7 protein-coding genes are annotated in these 11,896 nt (G+C 72.2%); 2 read left to right on the top strand and 5 right to left on the bottom strand.

Annotation, left to right across the window (positions count from 1 at the left end; translation table 11 throughout):
* Positions 1 to 238: 238 nt before the first annotated feature.
* From RM540_RS10235 to argS, 3 genes are all read right to left on the bottom strand, one after another.
* Positions 239 to 1,405, bottom strand: a complete 1,167-nt coding sequence (locus RM540_RS10235; protein WP_311663744.1) for an alanine racemase — start codon at positions 1,403 to 1,405, stop codon at positions 239 to 241.
* A gap of 53 nt (positions 1,406 to 1,458) precedes the next feature.
* Positions 1,459 to 1,866: a DUF4870 domain-containing protein gene (locus RM540_RS10230; protein WP_311663742.1), complete on the bottom strand. Its 408-nt coding sequence runs from the start codon at positions 1,864 to 1,866 to the stop codon at positions 1,459 to 1,461.
* 282 nt (positions 1,867 to 2,148) lie between these two features.
* Positions 2,149 to 3,870, bottom strand: a complete 1,722-nt coding sequence (gene argS / locus RM540_RS10225; protein WP_311663740.1) for an arginine--tRNA ligase — start codon at positions 3,868 to 3,870, stop codon at positions 2,149 to 2,151.
* 147 nt (positions 3,871 to 4,017) lie between these two features.
* Between argS and RM540_RS10220 the strand changes: the two genes are divergently transcribed.
* The gene (locus tag RM540_RS10220) at positions 4,018 to 4,851 is read left to right on the top strand and encodes a DUF3298 and DUF4163 domain-containing protein (protein WP_311663738.1); all 834 of its coding nucleotides are present in this window, start codon (positions 4,018 to 4,020) and stop codon (positions 4,849 to 4,851) included.
* Between the two features lie 34 nt (positions 4,852 to 4,885).
* Here RM540_RS10220 and RM540_RS10215 read toward each other — a convergent pair whose 3' ends face one another.
* Positions 4,886 to 6,139, bottom strand: a complete 1,254-nt coding sequence (locus tag RM540_RS10215; RefSeq protein WP_311663736.1) for an FtsW/RodA/SpoVE family cell cycle protein — start codon at positions 6,137 to 6,139, stop codon at positions 4,886 to 4,888.
* A 130-nt stretch (positions 6,140 to 6,269) separates the two neighbouring features.
* Entirely contained in the window at positions 6,270 to 8,153 is a 1,884-nt protein-coding gene (gene mrdA / locus RM540_RS10210; protein WP_311663734.1) for a penicillin-binding protein 2, read from the bottom strand.
* Between the two features lie 348 nt (positions 8,154 to 8,501).
* On the opposite strand from mrdA, the gene RM540_RS10205 reads away from it, so the two are divergent.
* Complete coding sequence (locus RM540_RS10205; protein ID WP_311663732.1) at positions 8,502 to 11,744, top strand: BamA/TamA family outer membrane protein; 3,243 nt, start codon at positions 8,502 to 8,504, stop codon at positions 11,742 to 11,744.
* Positions 11,745 to 11,896 lie beyond the last annotated feature (152 nt).

Below are 11,896 nucleotides of genomic sequence, written 5' to 3'. Positions count from 1 at the left end.
ACCACCCCGCCCACGCACGGGCGGGGCGGTCGCCGTAGCGGCGTTGCACGCAACGCCGTTGGGGCGCGACGTGCGGGCGGGGCGGCACCGGGCGGGGCGGCGGCGTCTAAAAACCGCCCCGCCTGCCCTGGACACGACGAGTCGTGTCCCTACGGGTGCCTGCTGTCGGGCGGGGCGGAACAAAACGGGCGCCACCCCGCCCGCGCGATCCCCATCCCCCATCCCGTGGGCGGGGCGGCTAGCGCGCGACGGTCTCCCAGCTCTCCACCACCTCGTCGCCGTCGACCACGAACAGCTCGCGCCGCGTGGCGACGGCGACGCAGGCGTGGTTGGGCACGACGAACACGGGGTCGCCGACCTCCCAGATCGCCCCGCCCGGCGTGTCGACGAACCCGTGCTCCTCGCTGAGCGTCGTGACGCGGGCGTGGGGGTGCGCGATCATCGTGCGCGGGCTGTAGAGGACGGTCCCGAAGCCGGCGAGCCCTGCCCCGCCGTCGCTGGTCAGGACCTTTTTGCCCGCGTCGGTGATCGTCCGCTCCGTCCCGTCGTCGTCGCGGCGGACCGAAAGCGTGGTCCCGACGCAGAGGAGGGCGCAGTCCTGGAGCCGCGCGGCGCCCAGCGCGACCTGGCCGGCGTCGTAGAACACGTAGGTGCCGGGCCGCGCCTCGGTCACACGGAGCCCGCCCCGCCCCCCGCCCTCGGCGGGCCGGAACCGGCCGAACGCGGGCGTCGAGCCGATCGAGACCTCGGCCGTCGCGGCGTCCAGCCAGCCCGCCTCGACGAGCGCCTCGGCCGCCGCGAGCACGCGGTCGCGCTCGGCGTCGGCCGCGTGCTGGAGCGCGTCGTCGGCCGTCTCGCCCGCGCGCGGCCCGTCGTACGACATGCCGCCGTGCGTGAGCACGCCGACGAGTTGGACGGCCTCCGCCCCGCCCGCGACGGCGCCGAGCTGGGCGAGGGCGGGGCGGTCGTCCCACTCGACGCCGCACCGGCCGTGGCCGGAGTCGACCTCGATGAGCACCTCGGCCGTCTGCCCCGCCTCGGAGAACGCGCGGCTCGCGCGGGCCACGCCGGCCGCGCTGTCGACCGTGAACGAGACGCGAACGCCCTCGCCCTGGAGCCGCGCGAGCCGGGCCAGCTTGCCGGCGCTCACGACGGGCGTCGCCACGCGGATGTCGTCGAACCCGGCCGCCGCGAACGCCTCGGCCTCGTCGGTCGTCGCGACGGTCAGCCCGCGCGCGCCGCGCTCGGCCTGGAGTCGCGCGAGGTCCGGGCTCTTGTGCGTCTTGGCGTGGGGCCGGAGCGCGACCCCGAGCGCGTCGGCCCGGGCCTGCGCCGCGTCGAGGTTGGCGTGGAGCCGGGCGCGGTCGACGAGGAGCGCGGGCGTGGGGAGGTCGGAGACGAGCACGGGCGGGGCGGGGGCAGGACAGCCCGACCAACGCGCTCCACCCCGCCCGCGTTCTACTTCACGAAGCGGACCGTGAGCGGGTAGCGGTACCGCACGCCTTCGTTCGCGCGCACGCCGCCCACAACCGTCAGCACGAGCCACGCGAGCCCGAGCACGACGAGCATCGGGATACCGATGAGGACGAAGGCCAGGATGCCAGCGGCGACGAACGCGAGCGTGATCGTGATCTGGAAGTTGAGGGCCTCCTTCGCTTGGTCGGCCACGAACGCCGAGCTGTCGCGCTTGACGAGCCAGACGACGAGCGGGCCGACGATCTGCCCGAACGACGGGAGCACGAACGTGGCGAACGCCGAGAGGTGGGCGACCATCGCCCACATCCGCTCGTCCTTGGTCGGCGACAGCAGGCCGTCGCCGTCGAAATCGGAGTCGTAGGGGCCGGTCTTGATCGTGCGGGGTTCCATGGTCGGTCGGGGCGGTCCCAAAGGGCGGGGTGGTCCTGCGCGGTACGGCCGCCCCGCCCCCGTGTTGCGGGCGGGGCGGGCACGGCACACACTCCCCCCGCTTTGCTCCCATCGCTGCGCTCAGGGGAGCAAAGCTGTCCCCCTCACGCGTGAGGGGGACAGTCCGAGCGCTTCGGAGCGGAGGCGGAGCCTCTGCGATGGGCGCACGGACGGGGGGAGCGCGGGCGGGGCGGCACGAGCGGGAGGAAGCGCGGGCGGGGTGGAGCGCGGCCCGCCCCGCCCCTACATCCGGTCCGGCGCCGAGATGCCGAGCACGGCGAGCCCGTTCGCGAGCGTCGTCCGCGCCGCGCGCGCGAGCGAGAGCCGGGCCGCCGCGAGGTCCGGCGCCTCGCCCACGATCCGGCAGTCGCGGTAGAACGCGTTGAACGCCGTCGCCACGTCGCGGAGGTACACCGACGCCAGCCGGTGCGGCGCCCGCGCCTCGGCCGCCGCGCGGACCTCGTCGGGGAACTGGAGGAGCGTCTTGACCAGCGCCTCTTCCGACGCGTGCGTGAGGAGCCCGAGGTCCGCCCCGCCCTCGGCGACGAGCCCGGTCTCCTCGGCCTTCCGCTCGATCGACGCGATGCGCGCGTGGGCGTACTGGAGGTAGAACACGGGGTTCTTGTCGCTCGCCTCCTTGGCCAGGTCCAGGTCGAAGTCCAGGTGCGTGTTCGGGCTCCGCATGAGGAAAAAGAACCGGACCACGTCGGCCCCGACCTCGTCCATCAGCTCGTCGAGCGTGACGTAGTTGGCCTTGCGCGTCGACATCTTGACCGGCTCGCCGCCGCGGACCAGCGTGACGAACTGGTAGACGACCACGTCGATCTTCCCCGCGTCGGCGCCCAGCGCCTCGACGCCGCGGACGACGTCGGGGTAGGTCGCGATGTGGTCGGCGCCGAACACGTCGAGCACGAGGCTGAACCCGCGGCCCAGCTTGTCCAGGTGGTACGCGATGTCCGGGAGCCGGTACGTGGGCTCGCCCGACGACTTGACGAGCACGACGTCCTTGCCCTCCTCCCCGCCCTCGCGCGTCACCTCGGTTTTGCCCAGCGCGCTCGTCTTGAACCACGTGGCGCCGTCGCGCTCGTAGGCGAGGCCGGCCTCTTTGAGGCGGTCCACGACCTCCCACACCGCCCCGCTCTCGTAGAGCGTGCGCTCGTTGAACTGCTCGTCCATGCGCACGCCGAGCCGGGCGAGCGTGGCCTCGATCTCGGCGAAGATGGCGTCGCGCGCCGCCGCCGTAAACGGCGCCTCGTCCGGGGCATCCAAAAGGGCGTCGCCGTGACCGTCGGCCAGCGCCCGTGCGATGTCCGTGATGTACGCGCCGCGGTAGCCGTCCTCGGGGAACGACTCGGGGACGACCACCCCGCCCTCGATCTCCTTCGTCGGCGTGTCCGGCCGGACGGCGGCTTGGTACCGCGCGCGGACGCTCTCGCCCAGCACCCGCATCTGGCGGCCGGCGTCGTTGAAGTAGTACTCGCGTGTGACGCCGTAGCCCGTCCATGCGAGGAGGTTGGCGAGCGTGTCGCCCAGGACCGCGTTCCGCCCGTGGCCGACCGTCAGCGGGCCGGTCGGGTTGGCCGAGACGTACTCGACGAGCGCCGTCTCGTCCGCGTGAGTGTCGGTCCGCCCCCAGTCGGCGCCGGCGTCGAGGATCTGGGCGAGCCCCTCGGCCAGGTGCGCGCTCGCAAAGCGGACGTTGATAAAGCCCGGCCCGGCCACCTCGACGGCCTCGACGCGGGCGGGGTCCGGCGTCCAGTGCGCGACGATGCCCTCGGCGATCTGGCGCGGCGCGCGCTTCAGCGGCCGGGCCAGCTGGAGGGCCACGTTCGTGGCGAGGTCGCCGTGCGAGGCGTCGTTCGGCGTCTGGAACTCGACCTCGACCGCCCCGGCGTCGAAGCCGTCGGGCAGGTCGGGAAGCTGGGCGAGCGCGGCGCGGACGCTCTCGGCGAGGTGGCTCTCCATCGGACAGGCCCAGAGGGCGGGGCGGGGTGGGGCGAGCGAGCCCACCCACCGTGGGCAGGCCCGACGGGCGGGGCGGGGACCGCTCAAGCTAACCGGGGCGTTTCGGGGCCACCCCGCTCCGCCTCCCGGTCCGCCCCGTCTTCACCCATGCCGCAGCCTCCGCCCCGCCCCCGCGCCGCGGCCCTTTTCCGCCCCGCCCTCGCCCTGCTGGCGGCGTCGGTCTGGGCCGGGGCGCTCGCCGCGTGTGGGGCCGACCCGTCGGGCCCGGTTGTCCGTCACAGGCCGTCGCTCTCGGTCCGCGCCGACTCCGTGCTGCGCGGTGAGCCCGCGCTTCGGTACACGGTCCGCATCGGGTACCCGCAGCTGACCGGGGCGGCCGGTGAGCCCGTGCCGCCCACAGTCCGAGCCGTGAACGCGGCCGTCCGCGACTCGGTCGAGGCCCTCGCCGACGCCTTCCGCCCCGACTCCGCCCCGCCCCCAGGCGAGGTCTCGCCGGCCTACGTGGTCGACGTCACGGGCGGCTACGACCGCGTGCTCGTGACCGACGACCTGTTCAGCGCCCTCGTCGACGTCTACGCCTTCACGGGCGGGGCGCACGGCAACACGTTCTTCCAGCCGCTCACCTTCGACCTCACGACCGGCCGGCCGGTCCTCTTTGCGGACCTGTTCGCCTCGAACGCGCCGGCCGGCGACACGCTCGCCGCCTACGTCGAGCGCGCCGTCGTGACGCGCCTCGCCCGCGGCCTCGAAACGACGGTCGACTCGGTCCGCGCCCATAACGGGTTCTTTTCCGAGGGGCTCGGCCCCATCCGCGAGGGCCGCCTCGCGTTCACGCTCGGGGCCGACTCGCTCCGCGTCCACGTCCCGCCGTACCAGCTCGCGCCGCACGTGGCCGGCGCCTTCGACGTGGGCGTGCCGTACGGGGCGCTCGTCCCGTTCGCCCCGCCGGGCGGGGCGGTCCGGCGCCTGGCCGAGCGGTAGCCGCCCCGCCCTCGCTGCGGGCAGGGCGGGGCGGTTAGGAGTACACCGCGAACTCGTCGCGGCGCGCGTGCAGGTTGAGCGCGATCGCCAGCATGGTCGTGTTCGCCAGGAGCGCCGAGCCGCCGTACGAGATGAACGGGAGCGGGATACCGATGACCGGCATGAGTCCGATCGTCATGCCGACGTTGATCAGGATGTGGACGAGGAAGATCCCCGTCACGCCGGCGATGAACAGGCGCGGCAGCGCGAACCCGGCCTGCACGCCCAGCCCCGCCAGCCGGATCAGCAGGAAGGCGAACAGGACCAGCACCAGCATGGCGCCCACGAACCCGAACTCCTCGCCGATGATCGTGTAGACGAAGTCGGTCGAGTTTTCGGGGATGTAAGCCAGCTGCGTCTGCGTCCCGTTCGTGAACCCCTTGCCCAAGAGGCCGCCCGACCCGATCGCGGCCTTGGCCTGGATCACGTGGAAGCCGGCCCCGTAGCGGAACGCTTCCGGGTCGTCGAAGGCCACGAGCCGGTCGACCTGGTGCGGCTCAAGGATCTGGAACAGACCTACGTAGGCCGCGATCGCCACCCCGCCCGCGACGGCCACCATGAGCGCGCCCATCGCCCGCGACCGCGTCCACAGCACCATCCCCGCCGCCGCGAGGGCCACGAAGAGGGCGGCGTAGGTCGGGTTGACGATGACGAGGTAGACAGCCACGACCGGGGCCGCGAGCATCGCCATCCACGTCAGCGGGACCACCCCGCTCCAGAACATCATGACCGGGATGAGCGCCAGGAACACGAGGCCGGTCCCGGTGTCGTTCTGCATCACGACGAGCACGGCCGGGATCAGGATGAGCACGACGGCGCCGATGAGGTAGGGGATGCTCCCGCGCCGGGCCTCCTTCCGCGACAGGAGCGCCGTGACCGCGAGGACGGTCCCCACCTTGGCGATCTCGGCCACCTGGAGCGAGACCGGCCCGATCTGGAGCCAGCTCTGCGCCCCGTTGATCACGCGCCCGAACACGAGCGCGGCCACGAGCAGCCCGATGCAGAAGGCGTAGGCCACGGGCGCCATCCGCACGATAAACCGGGCGGGGAGGAGCAGGATGATGCCCAGGAACGCAGCCGAGATGCCGACCCACTGGAGCTGCCGGTTGAAGTTCTGCTGGACCGACTCGAGCAAGAACTCCTTGGCCGGCCCGTGCGTCGCGCTGTAGATCGCGACGAGCCCGATCGAGGCCAGCGCCGCCCACAGCGCGAGCGAGACCCAATCGAGGTTTTTATACCAGCTACGCATCTAGGAAAATGGGCAATGGGAAAGGGGAAATCGGAAGAGGAGTAACGGTGAGGGATCGAGTGGGGCGGCACCTTGCGTGGTCTGCCATTTCCCAGTTCCCCTTTCCTCGTTCCCGATCAGGTCCTCCTGATCAAATCCGGCCGACCGAGCGCTGGGCGCGGACGAACTCGACGAGCTGGGGCCGCGTGACGGTCCCCCGGAAGTACTGCTCGATCATGAGGCTCGCGATCGGCGCCGCGGCCGTCCCGCCGTACCCGGCGTTCTCGACGATGACCCCGACGGCCACCTGCGGGTCGTCGGCCGGGGCGTAGGCGATAAAGACCGAGTGGTCCTTGCCGCGCGGGTTTTCGGCCGTGCCGGTCTTGCCGGCGACGGGGATCTTGGGGAAGTCGTCCACGGCGTCGATCCGCGCGCGCCGCGCCGTCCCGGCGCCCTCGACCACCTCGCGCATCCCGGCGCGGACGACGGCGAAGTTGCGGGGCTCGATCGGGATCTGGCTCGGCCGCTTGTACGCGGGCTCTCGCGTCACGCCCGTGGCCGGGTCCGTGATGGACTTGACGAAGTGGGGCGTCACGAGCGTGCCGCCGTTGGCGACGGCCGCCGTGTAGCGGGCGAGCTGGAGCGGGCTCGTGCCCATGTTGCCCTGGCCGATCCCGAGGTTCACCGTGTAGCCCGGCCCCCAGCCCGCCGGCCACCGCTCGTCGTAGTACGACGAGTCCGGGATGAGGCCCGGCCCCTGGTTGGGGATGTCGAGCGGGGCGAGCTGGCCGAACCCGAACTGCCGCGTCCAGTAGCCGAAGCGGTCGAGGTCCATGGTGATGCCCTCGGGGTGCTCCGCGTTCACGAACGTGTCGTTCATGAGGCGGAAGAAGAACGTGTTGCACGAGACGCGGATGGCGTCCTCGACGGCGATGTCGCCGTGGGCGCCGCCGTGGCAGCGGTAGAGCCGGCCGCCGATCCGGTAGCCGCCGGGGCAGTAGAGCGTGGTCTCGGGCTTGATCATGCCCTCCTCGAGCGCGACGGCGGCCATGAACGGCTTCCACGTCGAGCCCGGCGGGAGGCTCGCCTGGGTCGCCCGGTTAAAGTCCGGCTTCTGGGGGTTCCGGTAGAGGAAGTCGACCTCGGCCTGCGTGAACCCGTCGCGGTAGATGTCGAGGTCGAAGTCCGGCGCCGAGACCATCGAGATGATCCCGCCCGTGTTCACGTCGATCATGACCGCCCCGCCCCGCTTGTCCACGAACAGGCTCTCGGCGAGCGCCTGGACCGAGGCGTCGACGGCCAGCGTGAGCGCCGCGCCCGACTGGGGCTCGACGTTTTCCGCCCCGCCCTCGTACGGCTGCACGTCCATGCCGTGGACGTTGACGAGCCAGAACTCGCGGCCGACGCGGCCGCGCAGGATGGGCTCGTACTCGGCCTCGAGCCCGGTCTTCCCGATCCGGTCGCCCAGCCGGAACCCCTGCTCCTCCATCCGGTCGAGCTCGTCCTCGTTGATCTCGTTCACGAACCCGAGCGCGTGCGTGAGCTTCGCGTCCGAGTGGTACCGCCGCTGCTGGTCCTCGCGGAAGCCGATCCCGCGCAGGCGGTACTGGTTCTCCTGGAGCCGCGCGAACGTCCAGAACGGGACGTTCTTGAGCAGGACGTCCTCCTGGTACCGGCTCCGAGCCGTGATCTCGGCGTACCGCGCGGCCACCTCGTCGAGCGGCCGCCCCGCCAGCTCGGCCACGAGCGGGAGGTCGGCCTCGTCGAAGTACCGCGGGGCCACGGTCACGCTCAGCGTCGTCTCGTTGTCGACGAGGAGCACCCCGTTCCGGTCGTAGATGTAGCCCCGGGCGGGGCGGACGATCTTGGTCTCGATGGCGTTGCCCTCGGCCTCGGTCGCGTACTGCTCCGTGTCGAGCAGCTGCATCTGGACGAGCCGGGCGGCGAGGAACGCGAGGACGGCCAGGACCACGACGCTGAAGATCCGGTAGCGGACCTGGGCGTCGTCGCGGGCGGTGGCGGCGAGCGTGGGCATAGGCGGGGGCGGAGGAAGAGGGGCGGGTCGGGCGGGGCGGCTCCGCACGCGGTCCCCCTCGCGGCCGGGGCGGGGTGGAAAAAGGGGGGCGCCCGCGTCCACAGATACGAACGCCGCCGCCCGGCGGTTCGTGCGGCAGGTGGACGGGCAGGACGTGAGGTGGGCGGGGCCGCCCCGCCCGCTCAGGCCCCTCCCGGGGGTGTGTTGAGGGGTCCGTGAGAACTCCGCTAGAACCCGCCCCCGGGCGCCCGGTTAGAACCGGACGCAGGAGACGCCCCGGGGCCTTTCCGCGTGCCCCCCGTGACGCGGCCGCCGCCCCGCCCGGCCCTGCCTCAACCCCCCGCCCCCATGCGCCCTACTGCCCGCCGCCTCGTCCACGGCCTGCTCCTCGCCGCCACGGTCCTGGCCCTCGCGCCGGCGGCCCAGGCCCAGTACTTCGGCCGCAACAAGGTCCGCTACGACACCTTCGACTTCCAGGTGCTCGAGACCGAGCACTTCGACATCTACTACTACGAGGGCATGGACCAGTCGGTCCAGGACGTGGCGCGGATGGCCGAGCGGTGGTACGACCGGCTCTCGACGATCCTCGACCACCAGTTCGAGGACCGCAAGTCGATCGTGCTCTACGCCGACGACGCCGACTTCCGGCAGACGAACATCGCCAACATCGGCGAGGGCACGCAGGGCGTGACCGAGGGCGCCCGGCTCCGCGTGGTGCTCCCGGTCGCCTCGACGTACGCCGCGACCGACCACGTGCTGGGCCACGAGCTCGTCCACCAGTTCCAGTACGACATCGCGCGGACGTCGGGCCGGTTCGCCCAGTTCGTCCGGCTCCCGCTCTTCGTCATCGAGGGGATGGCCGAGTACTACTCGGTCGGGCGCCGGGACGCGCTGACGGCCATGTGGATGCGCGACGCCGTGCTCCGCGACGACTTCCCGACGCTCGACGAGCTCCAGCGCTCGGGCCGCTACAACGAGTACCAGTACGGGCAGCCGTTCTGGGCCTACGTCGGCGGCACCTACGGCGACGAGGCCGGCGTCCAGCTGTTCCGCACGGCGCTCGACATGCCGCTCGACTCGGCCCTCGTCGCCGTCACCGGCGTCCGCCCCGACAGCATTTCGGCGCAGTGGGAGCGCGCGCTCCGCGCGACGCTCGTGCCCCCGGCGGCGGGCCGCTCGGTGCCCCGGCCGCCCCGCACCCCGGAGGAGCTCGAGGACATCGCCGAGGAGCGCCGCGAGCGGGCCGAAGCGTTCGCCGAGGGCGAGCGACCGGGGCCGCCCCGCTACCTCGCCTATCCTGACTCGCTCCCCACCATCGACGCCACGCGGCTCCTGGCCCGCGAGCGCGAGACGGGCGGGACCAACATCGCCCCGCAGCTCTCGCCCGACGGCCGCTACGTGGCCTTCCTCTCCGAGCTCGACCTGTTCGGGATCGACCTGTTCCTGGCCGACGCCGAGACGGGCGAGGTGCTGACGAAGCTGGAGTCGGTAGGGACCAACACGCACTTCGACGCCATCCGCTTTATCGAGAGCGCCGGCACCTGGAGCCCCGACAGCCGCTACTTCGCCTACGTCGTGTTCGCCGGCGGCGACAACGAGATCGCCGTCCTCGACGTCGAGAACCGCGACGTCGTCAAGCGCCTCACGGTCGAGGGCATCGGCGCCATCAAGGACCCGTCGTGGAGCCCGGACGGCTCGACGATCGTGTTCGCCGGCGTCCAGGGTGGGATCTCCGACCTGTACGCGGTGGGCGTGGGCGGGGCGGACGACGGCGTCGTGACCCAGCTCACGAACGACCGCTACGCCGACATCCAGCCGGCCTGGAGCCCGGACGGCTCGCAGATCGCGTTCGTCACCGACCGCGGCCCCGAGACCGACTTTGTCCGCCTCACGTTCTCGCCCGTGCAGATCGCGCTCTACGACGTGGCGACGGGCGGGGTGGAGGTGCTCGACCTCTTCGACGACGTCAAGCACATCAACCCGGCGTGGAGCCCCGATGGGCAGAGCCTCTACTTTATCTCGGACCGGGCCGGGTTCAACGACGTCTACCGCTACGACGTCGCGACCGGCGACCGCTACCAGGTGACGAACCTGGCGACCGGCGTGGCCGGCATCGCCGACCTCTCGCCGGCGCTCTCGGTGGCCGACGAGACCGGCGAGCTCGCCTACTCCGTCTTCGAGGCGCAGCGGTACTCGGTGTACCGGACGCCGGCCGAGGAGGCGGTCGGGACGCTCGTCGGGGACCCGCCGGAGGAGGTCGTCGCCGACGTGCTCCCGCCGGTCGAGGCCATCGGGACGTCGTCGATCCAGGCCTACCTCGCCGACGCGACCGACGGGCTCCCCGTGGCGCAGACGTTCCCGACGCGGGGGTACTCGCCGCGCCTCTCGCTCGAGTACATCTCGCAGCCCCAGGTCGGCGTCGGGTACGACTCGTTCTACAACTCGGGCTTCGGCGTGGCCGGCGGCATCTCGTTCCTGTTCGCCGACCAGCTCTCGGACAACCTCGTCGGCGTGTCCGTCGCCGCGAACGGGACGTTCAAGGACATCGGCGGGCAGGCCCTCTACCTCAACCGGGGCCGGCGCCTGAACTACGGGGCCATCGTCGGGCAGATCCCGTTCCTCCAGGTGTTCTATGGCGCCGCCCCGCCCGAGGCCGGCGGCTACGGGACGCGCCTCTACTACCGGACGTACGTCACGCAGGTTGGGGGGCTCGCATCGTACCCGCTCAATCAGAGCCAGCGGATCGACGCCAACGCCGGCTACCGGCGGTACGGGTTCGACCTCGACTACGACGCGTTCCGGCGCGGCCCGAGCGGGTTCGGCGTTTTCGAGGGCCGGCAGCCCTTCGAGGGGTTCGACCCCGACCCGCTCCACCTCGCCGAGGCCGGGGCCTCGTTCGTGGGCGACGCCTCGTTCTTCGGGTTCGTCTCGCCCATCCGCGGCTACCGCTACCGCCTCGGCGTGGACGGCACGTTCGGGTCGCTGGACTACGCGACCATCACGGCCGACGCCCGGCGCTACCAGGTCGTCCGCGTCCCGGGCCTCCCGCGCCGCGTGCCGTTCACGGTCGCCGTGCGCGCGCTCCACTTTGGCCGGTACGGGGGCGACGCCGACAACTTCCGGCTCAGCCCGCTCTTTATCGGCTACGGCCAGTACGTGCGCGGGTACTCGTTCGGGTCGTTCGAGGACAACAGGGCCTTCGGGGACTTCCAGGAGCGGCTGTACGGGAACAAGCTGGCGGTCGCCTCGGCCGAGGTCCGCGTGCCGTTCCTCGGCGTGCCCCAGCTCGGCCTGATCTCGTTCCCCTACCTCCCGACCGAGCTCTCGCTGTTCGCGGACGTGGGCATGGCGTGGGGGACGATCCCGATCTCGCGGTTCCAGGCGAGCGCGGGCGCGGACGGGCCGAGCTTTGGGCGCTCGTTCGGGGACCAGCGGCCCGTCTTCTCGGCCGGCGTCTCGGCCCGGGTCAGCGTGCTCGGTGCGCTCGTCGTCGAGCCGTACTACGCCTTCCCGTTCTCGCGCTGGGGCGACGACGGCGACCTCGCGGCCGGGCGCGGCGTGTTCGGCCTCAACCTGACGCCGGGATGGTAATCCGAATGTGGAATTCGGAGTGCTGAACGCGGAAAGTGCCTGACCGCCCCGCCCCGCTCGCAGGGGGCGGGGCGGTCTCTACTGGGGCACTCGTCGGACGGTAGCTTGGGCGGGGCGGTCGGACGTGCCCCTTCCGCCTTCCGCATTCACCA

The organism is Rubrivirga litoralis, assembly GCF_031846415.1.
Lineage (GTDB): Bacteria > Bacteroidota > Rhodothermia > Rhodothermales > Rubricoccaceae > Rubrivirga > Rubrivirga litoralis.
This window is presented reverse-complemented; position numbering and strand designations above follow the sequence as displayed.

Bases quoted from the DNA above. Each gene is read 5' to 3' on its own strand.
- RM540_RS10230 (WP_311663742.1), bottom strand. From the start codon at position 1,866: ATGGAACCCCGCACGATCAAGACCGGCCCCTACGACTCCGATTTCGAC.
- argS (WP_311663740.1), bottom strand. From the start codon at position 3,870: ATGGAGAGCCACCTCGCCGAGAGCGTCCGCGCCGCGCTCGCCCAGCTT.
- RM540_RS10220 (WP_311663738.1), top strand. From the start codon at position 4,018: ATGCCGCAGCCTCCGCCCCGCCCCCGCGCCGCGGCCCTTTTCCGCCCC.
- RM540_RS10215 (WP_311663736.1), bottom strand. From the start codon at position 6,139: ATGCGTAGCTGGTATAAAAACCTCGATTGGGTCTCGCTCGCGCTGTGG.
- mrdA (WP_311663734.1), bottom strand. From the start codon at position 8,153: ATGCCCACGCTCGCCGCCACCGCCCGCGACGACGCCCAGGTCCGCTAC.
- RM540_RS10205 (WP_311663732.1), top strand. From the start codon at position 8,502: ATGCGCCCTACTGCCCGCCGCCTCGTCCACGGCCTGCTCCTCGCCGCC.